Origin of the sequence: Corynebacterium sp. AOP40-4SA-5 (genome assembly GCF_052377355.1) — a bacterium.
Taxonomy (GTDB): Bacteria; Actinomycetota; Actinomycetes; order Mycobacteriales; family Mycobacteriaceae; genus Corynebacterium.
The window spans coordinates 18,910-41,896 of sequence record NZ_JBQSWS010000021.1 but is presented as its reverse complement, the minus strand read 5'-3'; the positions used below and the strand labels follow the sequence as shown (position 1 = coordinate 41,896).

At 68.9% G+C, this 22,987-nt stretch carries 21 protein-coding genes; 7 read left to right on the top strand and 14 right to left on the bottom strand.

Annotated elements, in window-relative coordinates:
• Positions 1 to 6 precede the first annotated feature (6 nt).
• From ACT3S3_RS12115 to ACT3S3_RS12085, 7 genes are all read right to left on the bottom strand, one after another.
• Positions 7 to 552 carry a Sec-independent protein translocase subunit TatA/TatB gene (locus ACT3S3_RS12115; RefSeq protein ID WP_301442915.1) on the bottom strand — a complete coding sequence of 182 codons (546 nt, stop codon included), beginning with the start codon at positions 550 to 552 and terminating at the stop codon, positions 7 to 9.
• A gap of 1 nt (position 553) precedes the next feature.
• On the bottom strand, positions 554 to 1,378 hold the full coding sequence (gene tatC, locus ACT3S3_RS12110) for a twin-arginine translocase subunit TatC (RefSeq protein ID WP_441579314.1): 825 nt from the start codon (positions 1,376 to 1,378) through the stop codon (positions 554 to 556).
• Positions 1,375 to 1,686 (bottom strand): twin-arginine translocase TatA/TatE family subunit, encoded by a 312-nt coding sequence (locus tag ACT3S3_RS12105; RefSeq protein WP_301444299.1) that lies wholly within the window; start codon positions 1,684 to 1,686, stop codon positions 1,375 to 1,377. Before ACT3S3_RS12105 ends, tatC begins: the two co-directional genes overlap by 4 nt.
• Positions 1,687 to 1,740: 54 nt before the next feature.
• Positions 1,741 to 2,781, bottom strand: a complete 1,041-nt coding sequence (locus ACT3S3_RS12100) for an intradiol ring-cleavage dioxygenase (RefSeq protein ID WP_444626833.1) — start codon at positions 2,779 to 2,781, stop codon at positions 1,741 to 1,743.
• Positions 2,782 to 3,037: 256 nt separating this feature from the next.
• Positions 3,038 to 3,529 (bottom strand): 2-C-methyl-D-erythritol 2,4-cyclodiphosphate synthase, encoded by a 492-nt coding sequence (gene ispF / locus ACT3S3_RS12095; protein ID WP_301444230.1) that lies wholly within the window; start codon positions 3,527 to 3,529, stop codon positions 3,038 to 3,040.
• Positions 3,526 to 4,458 carry an IspD/TarI family cytidylyltransferase gene (locus ACT3S3_RS12090; RefSeq protein WP_301444229.1) on the bottom strand — a complete coding sequence of 311 codons (933 nt, stop codon included), beginning with the start codon at positions 4,456 to 4,458 and terminating at the stop codon, positions 3,526 to 3,528. Before ACT3S3_RS12090 ends, ispF begins: the two co-directional genes overlap by 4 nt.
• A gap of 5 nt (positions 4,459 to 4,463) precedes the next feature.
• Complete coding sequence (locus ACT3S3_RS12085; RefSeq protein ID WP_301444228.1) at positions 4,464 to 5,054, bottom strand: CarD family transcriptional regulator; 591 nt, start codon at positions 5,052 to 5,054, stop codon at positions 4,464 to 4,466.
• 223 nt (positions 5,055 to 5,277) lie between these two features.
• Between ACT3S3_RS12085 and ACT3S3_RS12080 the strand changes: the two genes are divergently transcribed.
• Positions 5,278 to 5,877 (top strand): hypothetical protein, encoded by a 600-nt coding sequence (locus tag ACT3S3_RS12080; RefSeq protein ID WP_441579312.1) that lies wholly within the window; start codon positions 5,278 to 5,280, stop codon positions 5,875 to 5,877.
• Between the two features lie 94 nt (positions 5,878 to 5,971).
• Entirely contained in the window at positions 5,972 to 7,381 is a 1,410-nt protein-coding gene (radA, locus tag ACT3S3_RS12075; RefSeq protein ID WP_301442746.1) for a DNA repair protein RadA, read from the top strand.
• Here the strand turns inward: radA and ACT3S3_RS12070 are convergent.
• On the bottom strand, positions 7,368 to 8,102 hold the full coding sequence (locus ACT3S3_RS12070; RefSeq protein ID WP_444626832.1) for a hypothetical protein: 735 nt from the start codon (positions 8,100 to 8,102) through the stop codon (positions 7,368 to 7,370). The two genes, radA and ACT3S3_RS12070, sit on opposite strands and share 14 nt — an antisense overlap.
• Before the next feature lie 113 nt (positions 8,103 to 8,215).
• Positions 8,216 to 8,902: a carbonic anhydrase gene (locus ACT3S3_RS12065; protein WP_301442744.1), complete on the bottom strand. Its 687-nt coding sequence runs from the start codon at positions 8,900 to 8,902 to the stop codon at positions 8,216 to 8,218.
• A gap of 145 nt (positions 8,903 to 9,047) precedes the next feature.
• Between ACT3S3_RS12065 and ACT3S3_RS12060 the strand changes: the two genes are divergently transcribed.
• The gene (locus tag ACT3S3_RS12060; RefSeq protein WP_301442748.1) at positions 9,048 to 9,983 is read left to right on the top strand and encodes an A/G-specific adenine glycosylase; all 936 of its coding nucleotides are present in this window, start codon (positions 9,048 to 9,050) and stop codon (positions 9,981 to 9,983) included.
• Between the two features lie 36 nt (positions 9,984 to 10,019).
• On the opposite strand, the gene ACT3S3_RS12055 is transcribed toward ACT3S3_RS12060, so the two are convergent.
• Positions 10,020 to 12,662, bottom strand: coding sequence for an ATP-dependent Clp protease ATP-binding subunit (locus tag ACT3S3_RS12055; RefSeq protein ID WP_301442743.1), 2,643 nt, complete (start codon positions 12,660 to 12,662; stop codon positions 10,020 to 10,022).
• A 466-nt stretch (positions 12,663 to 13,128) separates the two neighbouring features.
• Between ACT3S3_RS12055 and ACT3S3_RS12050 the strand changes: the two genes are divergently transcribed.
• Positions 13,129 to 14,898: an AMP-binding protein gene (locus ACT3S3_RS12050; RefSeq protein WP_301442742.1), complete on the top strand. Its 1,770-nt coding sequence runs from the start codon at positions 13,129 to 13,131 to the stop codon at positions 14,896 to 14,898.
• Between the two features lie 294 nt (positions 14,899 to 15,192).
• Here ACT3S3_RS12050 and ACT3S3_RS12045 read toward each other — a convergent pair whose 3' ends face one another.
• The 3 genes from ACT3S3_RS12045 to lysS all read right to left on the bottom strand — a co-directional run bounded on the left by ACT3S3_RS12045 (position 15,193) and on the right by lysS (position 19,777).
• Positions 15,193 to 16,401 carry an acyl-CoA dehydrogenase family protein gene (locus ACT3S3_RS12045; RefSeq protein ID WP_441579147.1) on the bottom strand — a complete coding sequence of 403 codons (1,209 nt, stop codon included), beginning with the start codon at positions 16,399 to 16,401 and terminating at the stop codon, positions 15,193 to 15,195.
• A gap of 35 nt (positions 16,402 to 16,436) precedes the next feature.
• Entirely contained in the window at positions 16,437 to 17,846 is a 1,410-nt protein-coding gene (locus ACT3S3_RS12040; RefSeq protein ID WP_441588219.1) for an acyl-CoA dehydrogenase family protein, read from the bottom strand.
• A gap of 290 nt (positions 17,847 to 18,136) precedes the next feature.
• On the bottom strand, positions 18,137 to 19,777 hold the full coding sequence (gene lysS / locus ACT3S3_RS12035; RefSeq protein ID WP_301443913.1) for a lysine--tRNA ligase: 1,641 nt from the start codon (positions 19,775 to 19,777) through the stop codon (positions 18,137 to 18,139).
• 121 nt (positions 19,778 to 19,898) lie between these two features.
• On the opposite strand from lysS, the gene ACT3S3_RS12030 reads away from it, so the two are divergent.
• Complete coding sequence (locus tag ACT3S3_RS12030) at positions 19,899 to 20,924, top strand: SPFH domain-containing protein (RefSeq protein ID WP_301443914.1); 1,026 nt, start codon at positions 19,899 to 19,901, stop codon at positions 20,922 to 20,924.
• A gap of 2 nt (positions 20,925 to 20,926) precedes the next feature.
• Positions 20,927 to 21,172, top strand: a complete 246-nt coding sequence (locus ACT3S3_RS12025; protein ID WP_301443915.1) for a hypothetical protein — start codon at positions 20,927 to 20,929, stop codon at positions 21,170 to 21,172.
• On the opposite strand, the gene ACT3S3_RS12020 is transcribed toward ACT3S3_RS12025, so the two are convergent.
• Positions 21,136 to 21,444 carry a DUF503 domain-containing protein gene (locus ACT3S3_RS12020; protein WP_301443916.1) on the bottom strand — a complete coding sequence of 103 codons (309 nt, stop codon included), beginning with the start codon at positions 21,442 to 21,444 and terminating at the stop codon, positions 21,136 to 21,138. The two genes, ACT3S3_RS12025 and ACT3S3_RS12020, sit on opposite strands and share 37 nt — an antisense overlap.
• A 102-nt stretch (positions 21,445 to 21,546) precedes the next feature.
• Here ACT3S3_RS12020 and ACT3S3_RS12015 point away from each other — a divergent pair, with 102 nt between their 5' ends.
• The gene (locus ACT3S3_RS12015) at positions 21,547 to 22,881 is read left to right on the top strand and encodes a YkvI family membrane protein (RefSeq protein WP_441579144.1); all 1,335 of its coding nucleotides are present in this window, start codon (positions 21,547 to 21,549) and stop codon (positions 22,879 to 22,881) included.
• Positions 22,882 to 22,987 lie beyond the last annotated feature (106 nt).

The window sequence follows — 22,987 nt, the reverse complement described above, 5'->3', positions numbered from 1 at the left end:
CGACGCTCAGGGTGCGGCCGGCGCAGGGGCCGCCGCTGCGGCCGGAGCGTCCTGCGCATCGTCCTGCACGTCCTGCGCATCGTCCTGCACGTCGGTGACGGGCGGGACCGGTTCGACGATCCGGCGGCGGATCGGGTGTCCGGAGGATCCGCCGACCACGACCCAGCGCTCCCGGTACTCCTGCACCGGCTCCTGTTGCTGCGCCGGTTCCGGTTCGGGTTCGCGGCCCGTCTCCGGGGAGGACGCTACTGCGTCCGGGGCGGCGTCCGGTGCTGTGGCAGGACCCGCGGTGCCGTCACCGTTCAGGGCGTCGCGCACGATCCTGCGCGGATCGTAGGCTCGGAACTGGGTGTTCCACGTCTTGGGGTCCATCGCGGCGACGGGGACGCCCAGCTCCTCCTCCGCGCGGCGTCTCGTCGAGTCGGTGAAGCTGCGGAAGTTCCTGATGAAGGTGGCGAGTTTCTCCGCGTAGAGCGGCAGCCGCTGCGGGCCGATGATGATCGCGGCCACGACGCCGATCACGATGATCTTCTCGATGGTGAGACCGAACATGTCAGGACACTCCTTCCAGGGTGCTTGTCCGGGTGCTTGCCTGCTGGTCGTCCTGCTCTGCGAGATCCGCCCAGTCGGGAGCGTCGGTACGGTGCCGTCGGTCGTGGATCCAGGCGATGGCCAGCGAGATCCCGAACAGCACCGCCATCGGGACGGCGATCAGGAACATCGACAGCAGGTCGGCCGCCGGGGTGACCAGGGCGCTGAAGACCACGATGCTGATGGTGATCCCCCGCCAGCTGCGGGCGATGGTGCGGGCCGACAGCACGCCCATGAAGTTGAGGACCACGATGAAGGCGGGGAACGTGAACGCCACACCGGCGGCCAGGACGAGTTTGAGAACGAAGTCGAAGTAGTAGGACGCCTGCAGCAGGGTGCTGTCGTCGGCGGAGGCGAAGCTGGCGAGCAGTTCGACGATGCGGGGGAACACCGCCACACCGGCGGCGCACCCGGCGACGAACAGGGGGATCACCGCGCCGAGGAAACCGAAGGCGTAGCGCTTCTCCCGGCGGGTCAGCGCGGGGGCCACGTAGGCCAGGATCTGGTAGAGCCAGACCGGACTCGACAGGGCGATACCGCCGAACAGGGCGATGCGGAGTTTCAGGTCGAAGGCGCCGGTGATGCTGTCGTAGTTGATGGCTGCGGCGCGGGTCTGCGCGATGTCGACCACCGGCGCGCGCAGCACCTCCAGCACCTGGTCGGAGAGCAGGTAGGCGATGACGGCCGCGACCACGAGGGCCGCCGCGACGCGGGTGAGCCTCCTGCGTCCTTCGAGCAGGTGGCCGGACAGCGGCATGCCGGCCGGTCCTGCGGTCGCGGACGTCATGACGTGAGCTTCCTCTCTGCACCGTTCAGGCCGTTCACGCCGTCCAGGTCGTCGACGGTGTTCACGGTGTGGATCGTGGGTGCCTGCGCGGTGGGCGCTGCGGCGACGTCCTCGGTGGCTGCTGCGGCAGGTACCGCGGGCGCGGTAGCGGTTGCCGCCGCGGGCGCAGGGTCAGACGCCTCGGTCTTCAGGATCCGGACGGACTGGCCGAGGCTCTTGGCCAGGGCGGGGAGCTTCGCTGCCCCGAAGAGCAGCAGGACGACGGCCAGGATGACCAGGGCGTGCATTCCGGTGAGGTTCTGTAGCATGACGTACTCCTTAGGTGGGTTCTAGCGGCGTGTTCTGGGGTGTGTTCTGGGGCGTCAGGACGCGGTCGCGTCGGACGCGGCGTCGGGGGCACCGTCCGGCATCTCGCCGTCCGGCATGCCGCCGCTGGGCGGCTCGCCGCCCTCGCCGCCGGGGCCACCCTCGCCGCCACCACCGCCGGGTGCGTCGCCGCCGGTCGGTTCGGTGGTGGTGTCCACGCGCACGGTGAGCGAGGAGATGTAGCCGGAGTCCACGTCGCCGGAGATCGTCGCCATCTGCAGGGCGGCGCTGTCCTCCCCGAAGACGTTGTCGGAGTCCAGGGTGATCTGCGAGAGGTTGCTCGACGAGCCGTCGTAGGTGTCCAGCTCGTAGACGTCGGTGAGGACGTCCTCCGGGAAGGCCATCTGGGAGGTGGCGATCGCGTTGGCGGAGTCGTCGATGGAGTCGACGTCCGGGTAGACCTCGAAGTGGATGTGGGTCCAGCGGCCGGTGTAGCAGCCGGGCATCACGGAGGTGAAGGTGACCGTGCCGTCGGCGTCGGCGACCTGCACGCCGCGCAGCCACGTCTCGTCCTCGACGCCCTCGGAGTACATCGAGTACTGCCCCTGGGCGTCGCAGTGCCAGGCGTAGACGGCGACGTCGGCGAACGGTGCGTCGTCGTTGTCCATGTCGGTGATGGTGAAGGTGAACTCCAACGGGACGCCGTCCACGGGGTCGTCGGCACCGATGCTGGAGCGGATGTCGCTGCGCACGATGCCGGACTCCTGCAGGACGTCCGGTCCGTTGGACCCGTCGGCCGGGTAGGGCCCGGCGGTCTCGTCGGGGATCTCTGCGTCCGGCAGGTCGGCGGTGTCGACACTGCCCGCGGTGGCGGTGACCCCGCTGGAGGACGAACCGGAGCCGTCCGAGCAGGCGGCCAGTGCGACGGCACCGGCGCCGGCGACGCCGGCCCCGATGAACACCCGACGGCTCATCAGGGTGCGCAGGTCGAATCCGACGCCCTGGTCGACGACCTCCTCGTCGGGGCGGTCGAGCAGGCGGCCCTCGTAGGCGGGGCCGTCGGGGGTGGAGGTGGGTTCGGGAACTCGGGTGGCCATGATGGTCTCCTTTCCCGGGGTGCTTCCCGGGGACTGGGAACAGTTGCGGTGTCGCGGTGTTCACGGCGGTCCTGCTCCCCGGGGTCATCCGGGGCGTCTGCCGTTCAACAACGTGCTCCCAAGTCTCGTCGACGCAGGCCGGTGCCGAATCCCTCCTACGCAGTCACTCGCGTACCCCATCGGCGGTATCCCCGCCTACCGTCAGCGGATGCGCGCCGGCCCCCGCGGTCGGCACTTCCCCCGGTCAGAAGACCGTTCAGACCCCCACGGCCGCCGCGTCCTGCCACACCACGGCGGTCGCCACGGCCGCGACGCCCTCGCCACGACCGGTGAACCCCAGGTGGTCGGTGGTGGTGGCGGACACGCTCACCGGCGCACCGAGGAGGTCGGAGAGCACCCGCTGCGCCTCGAGCCGGCGCGGACCCATCTTCGGGCGGTTGCCGATCATCTGCACCGCGGCGTTGCCGATCGTGAACCCGTGGGACGCCAGCAACTCCCGGCACTCGGTGAGAAGACGGGCACCGGTGACCCCGGCGTACTCCTGGCGTCCCACACCCACGAAGGAGCCGAGGTCGCCGAGGCCGGACGCCGACAGCAGGGCGTCGACGACGGCGTGGGCGACCACGTCGCCGTCGGAGTGCCCCTCGCACCCGTCGGCCCCCTCGAACAGCAGGCCCGCCATCCAGCACGGCTTGCCGGCCTCCACCTGGTGGGCGTCGGTGGCCACACCGACACGCGGGACGATCACGCCACTCCCCCGTTGCCCACAGCGCGGTGGGCGCGTTCCAGGTCCTCCGGCAGGGTGATCTTGAAGGCGCGCTCATCCCCGGCCACGGCGGCGACGGTCTCACCGGCCATCTCCATCAGCGAGGAGTCGTCGGTCACCGCCGCCGGCGCGAGGTCGGACGGCGGGTTGCCCGTCGGGTGCGCCGAGTCCAGCTCCTCCCGCGCCTGCTGCATGCGGTTGGCCGCGATCAGCCGGTCGAGGGCGAAGACCTGGGGGGTCTGTGCGGCGCGCAGCACGCGGCGCTCCGGGGTGGAGCGGATGACCTCCGCACCGTCCACGGCCCCACCGGAGACGGTCTCCACCACCTTGACCGTGTCGGTCACGGGCAGGACGGGGACCACGCCGGCCCAGGTGCCGTCCTCCACGCCCTCGGCGGCGACGGCGACGGTGGCGCGGATCATGTCCGGCGGGGTCAGGCACCGGGCGGCATCGTGAACGGCGACGAGGAACCCTGTAGGAACCTCACCGAGCTCGGCACAGGCGGAGCCGCCGTCGAGCCCTGCATCCTGACCCGCATCGCCTACCAGGGCGTGGACGGACTCGAGTCCGGCGCGCACGGAGTCGGCGCGGTCGGCTCCCCCGAGGACCACGGAGACATCCATCGGTCCCCACAGCCCGGACTGGGCGGCCACCAGGTCGCGGGTGTGTTCGAGCATGTCGCTGGACACCGTCACCACGGTGTGGCCCACGGCCTGTGAGGCGGCCAGCCCGTCCAGGCAACGCTCCAGGATCGTGCGCCCGTCGACCTCGACGAACGCCTTGGGCAGCACCTCCCCCAACCGGTTGCCGCTGCCGGCGGCAGCAACCACGGCGAAGACCCGCTCGACGCTGCCGACACCGTCGACACCGTCACCGCTGCGTCCCCCGGGGGCTCCCGCTGCTCCCGCCACCGGCGTCAGTCCTCGTCTTCGCCGAGCTCATCGTCGAGGTCGACGGACTGCGGTGCCTCGTCCTCCCCGACGCCTGCGGCACGGCGGGCCGCGGACTCCTCACGGTGGCGCACGATGGTCTCCTCCATCCGGCGCACCGTGTCGTCCGCCTTCTTGTCGTCGACGCCCTCGGCGAGGGCGAGCTCTCCGACGAGCACCAGGCGGGCCTTGGCCAGCATGCGCTTCTCGCCGGCGGACAGGCCACGGTCCTGGTCGCGACGCCACAGGTCGCGCACGACCTCGGCCACCCGGTTCACGTCGCCGGAGGCCAGACGCTCCTGGTTGGCCTTGTAGCGGCGGGACCAGTTGCCCGCCTCCTCGACGTCCGTCTCACGCAGGACGGAGAAGACCTTCAGCAGCCCCTCCTCGCCCACCACGTCGCGCACACCGACGGTCTCGGCGTTCGCCGCGGGCACCCGGACGAGCAGGTCCCCCTGGTTCACCCGGAGCACGAGGTAGTCGACCGGCTCCCCCTTGAAAACGCGCTGCTCAATTCCCTCGATCACTGCGGCACCGTGGTGGGGGTAAACGACGACGTCCCCGATGTTGAACTCCATGACGAGCCAGTTTAGCACCCTGCTGCTCAACCCCGCCCGTCACGGGCACCCCGCCCTGCACCCCACCCTGCACGCCACCCCTAGGTGAATCCTCCGACTATGTGTCCAGCCCCCACACAGGTTAATGTGGACTCGACGAGACCCGTCACCGTGACACGTGCCGGGACATATCATCTGCAGTTGACGGCCCCCCGAAACGGGCCTCAGATGGAGGAGAACAACAGTGAAGAACCGGAAGCCCGCCGCGCGTCGGCTGCTCGCCGTCACCGCCGGTTGCGCGGCCCTGGCCCTGACCGCCTGTGGCGCGGGCCAGATCTCCCAGACCGCGAACCAGGTGGCCGCCGTCAACGGCACGGACGGTGACCTCGGGGACGCCGCCGTGCGGGACGTCACCCTGATCACCCAGGAGGACAACTCCGTCGCACTGAAGTTCAACCTCGCCAACCAGGGCGTCGAGGGCAACGACATCACCCTGGAGCGCGTCTCCGTGCAGGACGCCACCCTGGACATCGGCGGCAACGTCACCGTCTCCCCCGACTGCTCCGTGGTGGCCGACTCCGAGGCCGCGATCTCGGACATGAACCCGGAGGACGCCGACGCCGGCTGCGTCGAGTACCTGGAGACCACGGTCGAGGGCGAGAACTTCTACACCGGCGCCGCCCGCGTCGTGACCTTCGAGTTCAGCAACGGCGACCTCGAGATCAACGCCCCCATCACCGCCTGGTACGCCGAGGCCGGCCACACCAACCGCCACCAGGACGGCGTGACCCGCGAGGGCACCGACACCATCGACGGCGACCACGAGGGCGCCGACATCGGCTAGTTTCCGGCTAGTTCGCCGCAAGCCGAACGCGTCTTCCCCTGCCACGGGGGAAGGCGCGTTTTTCATGTCCGTGCCCGGTACTAGTGTGTGGAGCATGGCCACGAAGACCGCACCGAAAAAGTCCCGCAGCACCTACGCCTGCACGTCCTGCGGCCACCAGGTGTCGAAGTGGGTGGGCCGGTGCCCCTCCTGCCAGGAGTGGGGGACGATGGACGCCGTGTTCCCCGCCGGCGGCGGTGCCGGTGGCACCGGCGGGGCACGCGCCACGGGGCTGACCCCGACCTCCCCTGCGAAGGCGGTCACCGACATCGACCCGACGATCGCCAACCACCGTCCCAGCGGCATCGGCGAACTCGACCGGGTGCTCGGTGGTGGCGTGGTCCCCGGCAGCGCGGTCCTGCTCGCCGGCGAACCCGGGGTGGGCAAGTCCACGCTGCTGCTGGAGGTCGCCAACCGCTGGGCGCGCCAGGACCGCAGCGTCCTCTACATCACCGCCGAGGAGTCCGTGGGGCAGGTACGCCACCGCGCCGAACGCACCGGCGCGCTCTCGGACTCGCTGTTCCTCGCCGCCGAGCACGACCTGGAGACCGCACTGGGCCAGATCGACGCCGTGCAGCCGGAACTGGTCATCGTCGACTCCCTGCAGACCCTCAACGCCTCGGGCGTGGAGGGTGTCGCCGGCGGCGTGGCCCAGACCCGCGCGGTCGCCGCCACGCTGACCACCCTGGCGAAGTCCACCGGTGTCCCCGTCCTGCTGGTCGGCCACGTCACCAAGGACGGCAACGTCGCCGGGCCCCGCACCGTGGAGCACCTTGTGGACGCGGTGCTGAATTTCGAGGGCGACCGCCACAGTTCCCTGCGCTTCCTGCGCGGCCAGAAGAACCGTTTCGGCGCCACCGACGAGGTCGGCTGCTTCGAGCAGACCGCCGAGGGCATCCGCGAGGTCGCCGACCCGTCCGGACTGTTCCTGCACCACCGGGACGACCCTGTCGCCGGGACGGCGGTGACCGTGCTGATGGACGGCCGCCGCCCCATGCTCGGCGAGATCCAGACCCTCGCCCTGGAGACCCAGATGCACACCCCGCGCAGGGTCGTCACCGGTATCGACGCCAGCCGCGTGGCCGTGGTGCTGGCCGTACTCGCCAAACGGGCCGGGGTGGACCTGATGGGTCACGAGGTCTACGCCGCCACCGTCGGCGGGATGAAGATCAACGAACCAGGTGCCGACCTCGCCCTCGCCCTGGCGATGGCCTCCACCGCTTCCGGAACGGCACTGCCCACCGGGCTCGTCGCCGTGGGTGAGGTCGGGCTCGGCGGCGAGGTGCGGCGCGTCCCCGACCTGCGTCAGCGCCTGGCCGAGGCCCGGCGGCTGGGGTTCACCACCGCCGTCGTCCCGGACTCCACCCGCGGGTCGGACCGTGCCACGCCACCGAAGGGGCTGAAGATCATCGCCGTCGGCACCGTCCAGGAGGCCGTGGCGAAGATCGGGGTCATGCGAGGTTGAAGGTCTCCGACTCCGAGGTCTTCTCCCCGATGTGGCCGTAGAGCATGTAGGCACCGTTGCCGACGGCCTCGCGGTTCTCGCAGGAGTCCGGTGAGGAGCTGGTGCGCGACCAGACGGTCATCTCGTAGGTGCGGGACTGACCCGGGTCCAGGCGCAGCCGGCCGGTCGAGGTGGGCGCGTTGCAGTCGGTGTCGCCCCACACCCGCGTGTAACCGGAGTCCATGGTGAAGACCTCGAACCTCAGCTCGTTGTCCCCCAGGTCGATGTCGCAGTCGCCCTTGGTGGGGTTGTTGACCTCCAGGAAGAAGTTCGGCTGCTGACCGTCCCGGAACGTCGGTGCACCGGGGCGCACCGTGAGCTGCAGGTCGTCGAGTTCACAGGTGTCCTTGTTGGCCACCTCGTCGGGGACGCCCGCGGCCGAACTCTCCGTCGGCTCGGCGGACGCCGACGGGTCAGCGGACGCCGAGGAGGACGGTTCCGCCGACTCGGAGGAGCTCGCGGGCTCAGACTCCGAGGGCTCCGACGTGGCCTCCGACGCCGCGGAGCTCTGCGAGGACTGCGAGGTCTGGGCGACCTGGTCCTGCCCCTCGTCACCGCCGGTCAGCGAACTGACCACCCACCACAGCAACGCCACGACCAGCACAAGCACCACGACCGCGCCGACGCGACGGCGCTGGTAGATTTCCGGGGGCAGAGGTCGGGGGTCGTTGTGCTGGGTCACAGGCCCAGTGTAACCAGCGGCGACGATGCCACGGTGTCATGACACCCCGCTAGCCTCGGTGAAGTACATCCCGTGAAGTACGTCCCCTGGAATACATCCCCTGCCGGAACGACTCAGGGAACCTCGGTGGGGTCCACACCCTCGACCTCGAGGCCGTAGGTGGCGACGGGCTCCGCCAGGCCGTCCGACAGGCGGTAGCGCATGCCGACCACGCCGCAGTTTCCCTCGCGCAGACGCTGCAGGATCCCCGGGGAGCGGTCCACGATGTGGTTCGCGATCTCGACCACGTGGTGCTTCTCGAAGTCCTCGCCGGTGTCCGCACCCTGCGAACGTGCCGCCAGCAGCGAGGGGGTGACCTTCTCCACCAGGACCCGCTGGAAACCGGGGGGCATGCTGCCGGTCGCCAGTGCGGTCTGGGCGGCGGCGACCGCACCACAGCTCTCGTGGCCGAGCACCACGACCAACGGCACACCGAGCGAGACGACCGCGAACTCCAGCGACGCCAGCACCGACAGGTCGGTGATCTCGCCGGCGGTACGGATCACGAAGATGTCGCCGAGCCCCTGGTCGAACACGATCTCCACCGGCACGCGCGAGTCCGAGCAGGCCAGCACCACCGCGTTGGGACGCTGACCGCCGGTGAGCAGTTCACGCCGGCCGCGGTCCTGGTTCGGGTGCGCGGAGGATTCGTCCATGAAGCGACGGTTTCCGGCCATCAGCATCTCGACGGCCTCCTGCGGGGTCAGGGGGCCGGAGGGGTCGCTGGTGTGGTGGGCCGGAGCCGAGTCATCATTTGTCATGCGAACCATTGTGCCACCGCCTTTTGCCGGATGCCCCGCCGGTGCGGCACAGTTGGATCCCGTGGGCACGGCACAGACGCACGACACGACGAAGAAGGCAGGAACGGCGCAGGCCGCAGAGGCCGAGCAGTCCAGCCTCGGATCCGTGCTGAACGGATGGTTCCACGAGAACGCCCGCGACCTGCCGTGGCGACACCCCGGGACCACACCGTGGGCCGTCCTGCTCAGCGAGATCATGTCGCAGCAAACCCCGGTCGCCCGCGTGGCCCCGCTGTGGGAGGCGTGGCTGGAGCGCTGGCCCACCCCGGCGGACCTGGCCGAGGCCCCGACCGACGAGATCCTGCGCGCCTGGGCGAACCTGGGCTACCCGCGACGGGCACTGCGCCTGCGCGAATGCGCCCGGGCCATCGTCGACGACCACGACGGGGAGGTGCCGGGCACCGTCGCCGAACTGCTGGCCCTGCCGGGCATCGGCGAGTACACCGCCCGCGCCGTCGCCGCCTTCGCCTTCGGACGCGCCGTCCCCGTCGTCGACACGAACGTGCGGCGGGTGCACCGGCGCCTGGCGCGCGGGGAGTTCCTGCAGGGCCCGGCGAAGGCCGGTGACCTCGCCGACGTCGCCGACCTGATGCCCTGGGTCGACGAGGATCCGGGGCTGCGCCGACGCGGCTACGGCAACCCCCACCACTCCCCGGAGCTGCACCAGGAGGCGCTGGGCATGTGCTCCTCGCTCATGGAACTCGGGGCGACGGTGTGCACCGCCCGCTCCCCGCAGTGCGACCGCTGCCCCGTCGCGGCCCGCTGCCGCTGGATCGCGTTGGGACGCCCCGCCCCCAGCAGCGCCGACACCGCCGCGGCGAAGAAACGCGTCCAGAAGTTCGAGGGCACCGACCGGCAGGTCCGCGGACGCATCATGGCGATCCTGCGCGCCGAGGGCGCCGAGGAGGTGCCCGCCGGCGACTTCGACGCCACGAGCGAGGACGCCGGTCAGCGTGCCCGCGCCCTGGCGTCCCTCGTCGTCGACGGTCTCGTGACACAGACCGGCGCCGGGGCCGACGCCCGCTACCGGTTACCCCGGTAGACGGACGCCGCACCCCGGCGCCGGTTCTGTCTGCTGTTACTCGCGGTGTTCGCCGGCGGAGACGTCCTGCGTCTCGGGCAGCGAGTCCTCGTCGGACGCGGCGTCGATGACGTCGTCCTGCGCCTCCTCGGCCGGTTCCGCGGCGATCTCGGGCAGCGGCTTCGGACGGGAACCGAAGACGAACTTCGCGCCCTCGCCCTTGCCGGTGCCGTCCCAGTTCTCCACGTCCACGGTCACGATCTCGCCGGCACCGATCTCGCCGAAGAGGATCTTCTCCGACAGGTGGTCCTCGATCTCGCGCTGGATCGTCCTGCGCAGCGGACGGGCACCGAGCACCGGGTCGAAACCACGCACGGCCAGCAGGCTCTTGGCCTCCTCGGAGATCTCCAGACCCATGTCCTTCTCCGACAGGGCGTTGCGCACCCGGCCGGTGAGCAGGTCGACCATCTGCACGATCTGCTCGCGGGTGAGCTGGTGGAAGACCACGATGTCGTCGATACGGTTGAGGAACTCCGGGCGGAAGTGCTTCTTCAGCTCGTCGTTGACCTTCGACTTCATCCGGTCGTACTGGGCGTCCTCGTCGGTCTCACCGGAGCCGGTGAAGCCCATGCCCACGGCCTTGGAGATGTCCCTGGTGCCCAGGTTCGAGGTGAAGATCAGCACGGTGTTCTTGAAGTCGACCATGCGACCCTGGCCGTCGGTGAGACGACCGTCCTCGAGGACCTGCAGCAGGGTGTTGTAGATCTCCGAGTGCGCCTTCTCGATCTCGTCGAACAGGACCACGGAGAACGGCTTGCGGCGGACCTTCTCGGTCAGCTGGCCGCCCTCGTCGTAGCCGACGTATCCGGGAGGTGCACCGAACAGGCGCGAGGCGGTGAACTTGTCGTGGAACTCGCCCATGTCGATCTGGATCAGCGAGTCGTCGTCGCCGAAGAGGAACTCCGCCAGCGCCTTCGACAGCTCGGTCTTACCCACGCCGGACGGGCCAGCGAAGATGAACGAACCGCTGGGACGCTTCGGGTCCTTCAGACCCGCACGGGTACGGCGGATCGCCCGGGAGACGGCCTTGACCGCGTCGTCCTGCCCGATGATGCGCTTGTGCAGCTCGTCCTCCATGTGGAGCAGCCGGGTGGACTCCTCCTCGGTGAGCCGCACCACGGGGATGCCCGTCCAGGTGCCCAGCACCTCGGCGATCTGCTCCTCGCCGACCTCCGCGACGTCGTCGAGTTCACCGGCGCGCCACTGCTTCTCCTTCTCGGCGCGCTCGTCGGTGAGCTTGCGCTCGTCGTCGCGCAGGGACGCGGCCTTCTCGAAGTCCTGGTCGTCGATCGCGGCTTCCTTGGCGCGACGGACCTCGGCGATCTTGTCGTCGACGTCCTGGATCGCCTTCGGCGCGGTCATGCGCTTGATGCGCATGCGGGCGCCGGCCTCGTCGATGAGGTCGACGGCCTTGTCCGGCAGGAAACGGTCGTTGATGTAGCGGTCCGACAGCCGGGCCGCGGCAGCCAGGGCACCGTCGGTGATGGACACACGGTGGTGCGCCTCGTAGCGGTCGCGCAGACCCTTGAGGATCTCGATGGTCATCTCGGCGCTCGGCTCGGGCACCTGCACCGGCTGGAAACGACGCTCCAGGGCGGCGTCCTTCTCGATGTGCTTGCGGTACTCGTCCAGTGTGGTGGCACCGATGGTCTGCAGCTCACCACGGGCCAGCTTCGGCTTGAGGATGCTGGCCGCGTCGATCGCGCCCTCGGCGGCACCCGCACCCACCAGGGTGTGGATCTCGTCGATGAACAGGATGATGTCGCCGCGCTGGTTGATCTCCTTGAGCACCTTCTTCAGGCGCTCCTCGAAGTCACCGCGGTAGCGGGAGCCGGCGACCAGGGAACCCAGGTCCAGCGAGTAGAGCTGCTTGTCCTTCAGGGTCTCCGGCACCTTGCCGTTGACGATGTCCAGGGCAAGGCCCTCGACCACGGCGGTCTTACCCACACCGGGCTCGCCGATGAGGACCGGGTTGTTCTTGGTGCGGCGCGAGAGCACCTGCATGATGCGCTCGACCTCCTTCTCCCGTCCCACGACCGGATCCAGCTTGCCGTCCTTGGCAGCCTGGGTCAGGTTGCGGCCGAACTGGTCGAGGACCAGGGAGTTGGACTTCTGGCCGGGCTTGCCGCCGGCGCCGGAGTCCGACGGCTGGCCGACGCCCGCCGTGGCGGGCTCGTCCGGAGCCGCCTCCGGCTCGGTGCCCTCGTAGCCTGAAAGCAGCTGGATGACCTGCTGACGGACGCGGGACAGGTCGGCGCCGAGCTTGACCAGCACCTGTGCGGCCACGCCCTCACCCTCGCGGATGAGGCCGAGCAGGATGTGCTCGGTGCCGATGTACTTGTGCCCCAGCTGCAGAGCCTCGCGCAGGGCGAGCTCCAGGACCTTCTTGGCCCGCGGGGTGAAGGGGATGTAGCCGCTCGGCGGGTGGCCGCCGGTGCCGATGATGTCCTCGACCTCGGTACGCACGGCCTCCAGGGAGATACCCATGGACTCCAGTGCCTTGGCGGCGACTCCCTCCCCCTCGTGGATCAGCCCGAGCAGGATGTGCTCGGTGCCGATGTAGTTGTGGTTGAGCGCGCGGGCTTCTTCCTGCGCCAGGACGACGACTCGTCGCGCACGGTCGGTGAACCTCTCGAACATTTGCTCTCCCTCACTTCAAGGTCCGGATGTGGGCACCACCTTAGTGATTCGGCGTTCCCACGTTCAGTCACTCTGTACAACGACCGGCCGTCTCAGCTTGTTCCATGGCCCGACCCTCCCCTCTGACCCCACTAATCTGCATGTCAGAGGGTGTTTTGACGGCCATTTCCCGATGTGTACGCCGACAGCGAACAGGGCCCGCGCAGGACGCTCCGGGCGCCCGTCGGCCCCACCGCCGTCCCTGCGTGACGGCCGCACCGGCGCCGGGAAAAGCCCCGTCACATCCGGCCGACCCCGATTCCCCACCCCTGACCTGCGGCGCAGTGGTTAATCACGCTATGCAAAGGCGGCTGCGACGAACTTCCCGAAACGCCGGACGCACCGCCCATTGTTATGTACTCTTAACCATAATAATGAGACGGAAAACCCATCGTCGCTGTTCGCACGAGCACCCCGAAGGAGCACCATGAGCGGATCCCAGCCCGCAGTTACCCTCGACCAGTTGCCCATCCTCGCCAAGGGGACGGTGCCGTTGTTCAAGGCAGGAGTCCTCGGTGCCATGTCCCCGGTGGCCATGGGCAAGGCACTGAAGTACATCTACCAGTGGGAGTTCCTGCCCGCCGGCATCCTCGCCCTCGGTGCCGCCCGCGACCCGTACCACACCGCCATCATCGACGACGCCGGCTCGATCACCTACTCCGAGCTCCACGAGCAGACGAACCTGCTGGCCAAGGCCCTCTACCGCACCGGTGTGCGTGAGCGTGACCGCGTGGGCGTGCTGTCGCGCAACCACCGCGGCTTCATCATGGCGCTGTGCGCCCACGGCCGCCTGGGCACCGACATCGTGCTGCTCAACACCGGCGCGTCCGCCAAGCAGACCCGCGCCGTCGTCAAGGAGCAGAAGCTCGACCTCCTGTTCATCGACGAAGAGTTCATCCCGCTGCTGCCCAAGGGCTTCGACCAGTGCCCCGTGATCGTGAACTGGGAGGAGAACCACACCACCGCCGCCCTCGCGCCGGAGGACGACGAGGACGACGCCGTCGAGTACGCCAGCAACGTCGCCGAGGCGACCGCGTCCGAGGACCACGCCACCCGCAACCCGGACTGGCCCACGCTGACCGAGGTCCTGCGCAGCACGCCGCACGAGCAGAAGATCCCCACCCGGCCCCGTCGTGGACGCACCATCATCCTCACGTCGGGCACGACCGGTACCCCGAAGGGTGCCCGTCGTCCCGAGCCGCGCACCTATCTGCCTGCATCGTCGATCATGTCGCGCATCCCGCTGAAGCACCACCGCGGCTACTACGTGGCCGCACCGATGTTCCACACCTGGGGTTTCGCCCAGATCCAGCTGGGCCTGGCGCTGCGCAGCACGCTGATCCTGCAGCGTAAGTTCTCGCCGCGTGGTGCCGTGAAGCTGATCGAGGCGAACCGTCCGTACGCCATCGCCATCGTGCCGACCATGCTGCGCCGCCTGCTCACCGCCGTGCCGGAGAAGTTCAACCCCGGAACGCAGGTCATCACCGCCTGCGGCGAGGCCCTGCCGCCGGCCGTGATCGAGGAGACGACCGAGAAGTTCGGCAAGGTCCTCTACAACCTCTACGGTTCCACCGAGGTCAGCTGGGCGTCCATCGCCCGGCCCGAGGAGCTCGCCGAGCACCCGACGACCGCCGGTAAGCCGCCGCTGGCCACCGTCCTCAAGATCTTCGGCGACGACGGCAAGGAGCTCCCCGAGGGCGAGATCGGCCGCATCTTCGTGGGCAACGACATGCTCTTCGAGGGCTACACCCGGCCCGGCGTGGACAAGGAGACCATCCAGGGTCTCGTCGCCACCGGCGATCTCGGCTACTACCAGGACGGGCTGCTCTACATCGCCGGGCGCAGCGACGACATGATCGTCTCCGGTGGCGAGAACGTGTACCCGCAGGAGACCGAGGACGTGCTCTACGGCCTCCCCGAGGTCGAGGAGGTGCACGTCCACGGCATCGCCGACGACGAGTTCGGCCAGTCGCTCTGCGCCTACGTGGTGCTGAAGGCCGGTCACGACGAGGACGGCTTCAAGGACAAGGCCAAGGCCGAGGTCAAGGAGCACCTGGCCCGCCACAACGTCCCGCGCAACTACGTGTTCCTAGACCGCCTCCCCCGCAACGCCGTGGGCAAGGTTGTCCCCCGGGAACTGCCGGAGGTCGACGCCGCCACCGGCGAGATCGGCGAGCCGAAGGGCTCCGACGCCTGACCCGGTCCCGACGACGGCCCTGACGACTGCCCCGGAGGAGAGCTTCTCTCCCCCGGGGCCGTCTCTTTTGTGTGCGGCGCCGTTGCCGTACCTGCACCCGCTCCCGCACCACCCCGCGACCGGTCCAGCAACCCCAGGGGTTGGTCCGACCAGCCTCCCGGGTTGCTGTGACTCACCGTGGATCCGAAGAGAACGCCCTGTGCGGGATGCCTGCGGGGTGCACGAGGGTCCCGGACATGCCGAAAGCGGCCCCCGGTCGATGTGACCGGGAGCCGCTTCTAGGGCTGTGAACTGCTACTTCAGCTGTGCGGAGGACAGCTCCAGCTCACGACGGGCGACGACCAGCTGCTGGATCTGCTGGGTGCCCTCGAAGATGTCGAGGATCTTCGAGTCGCGGGACCACTTCTCGAGCAGGGAACGCTCGGAGTAGCCGTAGGTGCCGGCGAGCTCCACGGCGCGCAGGGTCAGGTCGGTGGCCATGCGGCCGGCCTTCGCCTTGCACTCGGAGGCTTCCTTGTTGTTCGGCTGCTTGTTGTCGGCCATCCAGGCGGCGCGCAGCGTCATCAGGTAGGCGGCCTCCCAGTCGGACTCCAGGCGGATGTACTCGGCGACGGCGGCGGGCTGGTTCCAGCTCGGCGCGTCGTAGTCGATCTCCAGGCCGGCCTTCGTCAGGATCTTGCGCAGCTTCTCCAGGGAGGCGCGGGCGACACCGACGGCCATGCCGGCCACCAGCGGGCGGGTGTTGTCGAAGGTCGCCATGACCCCGCCGAAGCCCTTCTTCGTGTCGACCTCGGGGGTACCCAGCAGGTTCTCCTTCGGGACGCGCACGTTGTCCAGGATGAAGTGGGCCGTGTCCGAGGCACGGATACCCAGCTTGTGCTCCAGGCGGGCGAGCTCGAAGCCCGGGGTGTCGCGCGGGACGACGAAGGACTTGATGGCGGCGCGGCCGGCGGACTTGTCCACCGAGGCCCACACGACGACGTGGGTGCAACGGTCACCGGCGGTGACGAAGATCTTCTCGCCGTTGAGGACGTACTCGTCGCCGTCCAGCTTCGCGGTGGTGGCGACGGCGGCGGAGTCCGAACCGAACTGCGGCTCGGTGATGGCCATCGAGGCCCAGACCTTGCCGAAGCGCTCGAGCTGCTCGTCGGTGGCGACGGCGGCGATCGCGGAGTTACCGAGGCCCTGGTAGGGGATCGACAGGGTCAGTCCGACATCGCCCCAGCAGGTCTCGATGACGTTGACCAGGGAGGACATGTTGCCGCCGTTGCGGACGGAACCGTCGTCCTTCTTCTTGTCGCCACGGCCGCCGGACGCACCGGCGAGGTTGCCGCCACCGTCGGTCATGCCCTCGACGAGGGATGCCATGGTGTCGAGCTCGATGGGACGCTCGTGCTCGGCGAGGTCGTACTTGCGGGCGATGGGGCGGAAGATCTCCGCTGCGGCCTGGTGGGCCTGGTTGATGGTCCCGCGCAGCTTCTTCGGGAGTTCCAGGTTGATCATTTCAGTGCTCCTTCGATGTTGTTACTGACGGGGACTTACAGGACCACGACGCCCTCGGCGACGCCGACGGCTCGCAGGTCGCGGTACCACTTCTCCACCGGGTGCTCCTTGGTGTAGCCGTGGCCGCCGAGCAGCTGGACGCCGTCGAGACCGATCTGCATACCGCGGTCCGCGGCGAAGCGACGGGCGAGGCCGGCCTCACGGTTGTAGGACAGACCCTGGTCGATGCGGGAGACGCCGCGCAGCAGGATCATGCGCAGGCCGTCGCGCTCGATGCGGATGTTGGCGACCATGAAGGCGACGGACTGACGGTGCGCGATGGGCTCACCGAAGGCCTGGCGCTCCTTGACGTAGGGCTTGACGTACTCGAGCACGGCCTCGGAGGTGCCGGCGGCGAGGGCGGCCCAGCCCAGGCGGGCACGGCGGATGATCTCGGCGTAGTTGTCGGTGCGGGTCTCGGAGTCGAGCTCGGCACCACCGAGGAGGTTGGAGGCGGGGACCTTGACGTCCTTGAGCAGGACGCGGCCCAGGCCGGCGGCACGGATACCCATGGACGGGTCGGCCTCGACGACGACGCCCTCGGTGGAGGACTCGACGATGGCGAAGGTGTTGACCCCGTCCAGGTCCACGGCGACGACGAAGAGCTCGGCGGAACCGGCGCTGGGCACCATGGTCTTCACACCGTTGATGACGATGTCGTCGCCCTCACGCTTCGCGGTGGTCTGCAGCACGAAGGGGTCGAACAGGGCGCGGGACTCGTTGACGATCACGGCGGCCTGCGGGACGGACTCGCCGGCGAACTCCGGCAGGTAGGTCTTCTGCTGGGCGTCGTCACCGTAGTTGGTGATCGTGGTCGCCACACCGGCGGGCGCCAGGATGGCGACGGCCTGGCCCATGTCACCGAAGGCGAGGGCCTCGGCGACGAGGGCGGAGGTGGTGGAGGCGGACTCGGAGGCCAGGCCCTCGAACTCCTCCGGCAGGCTGACCAGGGAGATCCCCAGCTCAGCGGCGGTGTCGAGGACTTCCTTGGAGGTCTCGGCGGCCTCGTCGGCGTCGTGGGCACCGGGGCGCAGCTGCTCCTCGGCGAACTCGCGCACGGCGGAGGTCAGCATCTCCTGGTCCTCGGAGGGGGTCAGGTCGAAGAGGACCTTCGCCGGCTTCTTGGGCTCGGTGGTGCCGTCACCCTCGCTGCCCTGGCTCTCCAGGCGCACCGGCTTGCCGGAGCCCTTGGACTTCTTGAACTGGCGGTTGATGGCACCGAGGGTGCGCATGCCGCCCTTGGTGGACTCGTAGGCCACACGGTCGACCTTCTCGCTCAGGCCGTACTTGGTGGCCAGGTCGGAGCCGGTGAAACGGGTCAGCACACGCATGGCGGTACCGATGGCGTCCCGCTTGATGGTGTTGAGGCCCGGTGTGGAGTCGTTCCGCTTGCTTCGGTCACTCATGGTGAGGCAGCTACCTTTCGCTGTACTCGGGTATCACCCGGTGTCGACGGGAGAACACACAGTCATGGATTGGGTCGGACAGATAATGATTACATCATAACGACGAATCATGATCCCCGTCACAAAAAGGCTCGAATACCGCCTGCCCCACAGATACTTTCCTTGACTGACCCATCACAGCAGGTGAGGCACCCCACCCCGCACCCCCGGGACCACCCCCGTAGCGTCCCCTACAGGCCAGACAAGGCCCTCCGGGACGCCACCGGCCGGCGTTTCCGCCGGCACTGCGCCTAGCTGTCGCGCTCCGGCTTCACCATCGGGAACAGCACCGTCTCACGGATCCCCAGCCCGGTGAGCGCCATCAGCAGACGGTCGATGCCCATGCCGTTTCCCGAGGTCGGGGGCATGCCCTGCTCCATCGCGGCGAGGAAGTCCTCGTCGAGCACCATGGCCTCGTCGTCACCACCGGCGGCCAGGCGAGCCTGGTCCTCGAAGCGCTCACGCTGCACGACCGGGTCCACCAGCTCGGAGTAGCCGGTGGCCAGCTCGAAGCCGCGCACGTAGAGGTCCCACTTCTCGGTGACGCCCCGCTTCGTGCGGTGCTGACGGGTCAACGGGGAGGTCTCGACCGGGAAGTCGCGGACGAAGACCGGCCCGTAGAGCTGGTCCTCGCACAGGTGCTCCCAGATCTCCTCGACGAGCTTGCCGTGGCCCCAACCACCCTTCGCCGGGACGGGCAGCCCGACTACGGCGGCCAAGGCCTTGAGATCCTCCACGGAACTGTCCACGGTGACCTCGTCGACCACGTCCTGGTCGGGGAACTTCTCGGCGAGCGCCTCGTTGAGCGAGGGGTACATCTCCATGGTGCGCCACTGCCCGCCGAGGTCGTACTCGGTGCCGTCGACCAGGGTCACGGTGGTGGTGCCGAAGACCTCCTCGGCGATCTCCTGGATGACCTCACGGATCAGCGTGGCACCGGTGTCGTAGGTGCCGTAGGCCTGGTAGGTCTCCAGCATGGCGAACTCCGGGGAGTGCGAGGAGTCCACACCCTCGTTGCGGAAGTTGCGGTTGACCTCGAAGACCTTGTCGATGCCGCCGACCACGCAGCGCTTGAGGTAGAGCTCCGGGGCGATGCGCAGGTAGAGGTCGATGTCGAGGGCGTTGGAGTGGGTCTCGAAGGGACGCGCCGCGGCACCGCCGTGCAGGGTCTGCAGCATCGGGGTCTCGACCTCGAGGAAGTCGCGGCGCTCGAGTGCGTGACGCAGCGCGCGCATCACCTTGATGCGCGTCACCGCGTTCGTCCGGGCCTGCTCACGCATGATCAGGTCGGTGTAGCGGTGGCGGATGCGGGTGTCCTCGCTGAGCTCCTTGTGCGCGACCGGCAGCGGGCGCAGCGACTTCGACGCCATCGACCAGCCGTCCGCCATCACGGAGAGCTCGCCGCGCTTCGAGGCCACGACACGACCGTGGATGAAGACGATGTCGCCGAGGTCCACGGTGGCCTTCCAGGACGCCAGGGCGTCCTCCCCCACCTCGGCCAGCGACAACATGGCCTGCAGCTGCGTACCGTCGCCGTCCTGGATGCGCGCGAAGGCGAGCTTGCCGGTGTTGCGCACGAAGATCACGCGTCCGGCGATGCCGACCTCCACGTCGGTCTCCTCGCCGGCGGCGAGGTAGGTGACGCCCTCGGCGCGCGCCGCGTCCGGTGCGTCCTCCCCGTCCTTCGGCAGAACCGCGTAGGACGCCACGACGTCCTTCAGCGCGTGCGTGCGTGCGACCTCCACCGGGTAGGGGTCGACGCCCTCGGCGATGAGGCGGTCGCGCTTGTCGCGACGAACCTTGACCTGCTCGGGAAGGTCGTTGTCCCCGCCGTCGACGGCGGGGGCGGCGTTCTGGGGTGCGTTCTGGGAGGAGTTCTTCGCGTCAGTCACGGTGACCAAGCCTACTGCATGGCCGGAGGCGCACCGAGCGTCCTCCCGGTGACATCAAAGTGATATCACTTTAGCGTAGACTGGCGACCGTCCCGGAGACACCGGGAGAAGAGAGGACAGCATGCCGCCCGAGAACCCCGCCCCAGCACACTCCCCAGCACCCGACGCCGTCGCCGGAACCCCCGTCGGCCACGAGGGCACCAACGTCAGCATCAGCGAACACCGCGCATGGTCCGGCTCCACGGGCCTGGCCGTCGCCGCACTGCTCGGCGGCATCGTCCTGTTCCTCGCACCGATCGCCCTGATCGTCTGGGCCGCCGTCGGCCTGGAGTCCGGGAGCCTGGGAGGCGGCCTCGGCGGCACGCTCATCGGCCTCGCCGTCGTCCTCATCCTGCTCTCCGTGGTCGTGCTGACCATGCTGCGTGTCATCAACCCCGGTCACACGCAGGTCGTGCAGTTCTTCGGACGCTACCTCGGCACCAACCGCACCACCGGCCTCACCCTCGTGCCGCCGCTGGCGACCACGCGCAAGGTCAGCGTGCGCGTCCGCAACTTCGAGACCAACGAGATCAAGGTCAACGACCTCAACGGCAACCCGGTGAAGATCGGAGCCATCGTCGTCTGGCAGGTCTCCGACACCGCCAAGGCCACCTTCTCCGTGGAGGACGTCGAGGAGTTCATCCACTCCCAGTCCGAGTCCGCGCTGCGCCACGTCGCCACCACCCACCCCTACGACTCCGTGCCCGGACGCACCAACGCCGACGGCACCCCCGGCGACGCCGCCACCAGCCTCGCCGGCTCCACCGACGTGGTCTCCCAGGAGCTCGCCGACGAGGTCGCCGCCCGCGTGGCGGTCGCCGGACTGGAGATCGTTGAGGCCAGGATCTCCGCGCTGTCCTACGCCCCGGAGATCGCCGGTGCCATGCTGCAGCGCCAGCAGGCCCAGGCCGTGGTGGACGCCCGCGAGCAGATCGTGGACGGTGCGGTGTCGATGGTCCAGACCGCCCTGGACCAGCTGGAGGACCGCGACATCGTGGACCTCGACCCTGAGCGCCGCGCCTCGATGGTCTCCAACCTGCTCGTGGTGCTGTGCTCCGACTCCTCCACCCAGCCGGTGATCAACACCGGCGGCCTCCATGGCGCGTAGTCATGGCGCGTAAGAACGTGCCCCTGCGCATCGACCCGGCGGTGTACGACGCCATCGCCCGCTGGGCGCACGACGACCTGCGCAGCGTGAACGCCCAGATCGAGGTGATGTTGCGCGACCAGCTGCGACGGGCGGGACGCCTGCCGTCGTCCACCGGTGAACTCCCCCGTCGCGGCCGGCCGCGCAAGGAGCAGGAACCACCGCAGGAGAGTCAGACGTCCCCGGGAAGGTCCTCGGAGGACAGGTAGCGCAGCCGCGCCGACAGCACCTGGATCTCCGGACGCGACGCCACGAGGCGTTCCACGGACTCCAGCACCTCCACGACGTGCTCCCGGTCCGCGCTGACCGCCGACGCCCCGATCCCCGTACGACGGTGCAGGTCACGGTGGTCGACCTCGGCGACGGAGATCCCGAACTTCCGGTGGACCTCGGCGATCACCGGTCTCACCACGGAGCGTTTCTGCTTGAGGGAGTGCACGTCACCGAGGAGAACGTCGAGTTCAAGAGTTCCGATCCACATATGGCCCGCAACATTAGCGCAGCTTTTCCGGTACAGTCCGGCAGCCTACCCCCGCCCCACCCCGTGTGAGGCACGAGGACGACTTCAGGAGGCTCCGGAACCGTGAAGGAACAACTCAAGATATCCATGGCATTCCTCGGCCTGCTGGTCGGCGCCGGATTCGCCACCGGACTCGAGGTCATCCAGTACTTCGCCTCCTTCGGCCTCAGCGGCCTGTGGGGTGCGGTCCTGGCCGGCCTGGTGATGACCGTGGCCGGCGCGGTGATCCTGCAGCTCGGCAGCTACTTCCTCGCCGACGAGCACAAGGCGGTGTTCCGCAGCATCACCCACCCGGCGGCCTCCTGGGCACTGGACATCGTGGTCACCCTGACCCTGTTCTGCATCGGCTTCGTGATGCTCGCCGGTGCCGGGTCCAACCTGGAGCAGCAGTTCGGTCTCCCCTCCTGGATCGGCTCACTGGTCATGACGGTGCTGGTGATGGTCACCGGGCTCCTCAACGTGGACAAGGTCAGCGACATCATCGGCGCGCTGACCCCGCTGCTGATCATCGCCGTACTCGTCGGGTTCGTCTACACCCTGTTCAACCTGCCGGACGACTTCAGCGCCGTCAGCGACATCGCCGTCCAGGAGGAGTCGCCGGTGAGCCCGTGGTGGCTGTCGGCACTGAACTACAACGGCCTGGCCCTGTTGCTGGGCGTGTCGATGTCCCTGGTGATCGGCGGCAACCACGCGAACATGCGTGCCGCGGGACGCGGCGGTCTGCTCGGCGGCGTCATCTACACCGTCCTGCTGATCCTGGCGGTGTTCACCCTGCTGGCGAACATCGAGACCGTCTCCGGCGACGACGTCCCGATGCTCACGCTGTTCGACTCGATGCACCCGGCGATGGCGTACGTGATGGTGTTCATCATCTTCGCGATGATCTTCAACACCGCCATCGGCATGTTCTACGCCCTGGGCAAGCGCGTCACCTCCTCGCGTCCGGGCTGGTACACACCGGTGTTCCTGTCCCTGTGCGCGGTCGGCTACGCGGTGAGCTTCGTCGGCTTCGACACCCTGATGACCTACGTCTACCCGGTGCTCGGCTACCTCGGCATGGCGATGGTCGTCATGCTCGTCGGCTGGTGGCTCTACGCACGGACCCGCCTGTCCGAGGAGAGCGGGCACCGCGAGAAGATCCAGGACCTCACCGAACGCCGCGAGGACGACGGTCAGGACTTCGGGTCCGAGGAGGAGTCCCAGCTCTCCGAGGAACTCGAGGAGTCCGACATGGACTCCGGGGAGCTCGCCGAGGCGGTGACCGAGGAGGTCATCGAAGAGGCCGAGGAGACTGAAGACACTGAGGACGCCGAAGACGGCGAAGACGGCGAAGACGGTACCGGGGCCTCCGGGGAAACCGACAACAGCGGGGACACCCGGACACCGGTGCCGCACTAGTCCCCACCACCGTCATCTCAGTCATGCCCCAGGTCAAGAAATCGACGATTCTTGACCTGGGGCATGACTCAGCTGACATCAGGGTCGACGGCGCCCCGTTCAGAAC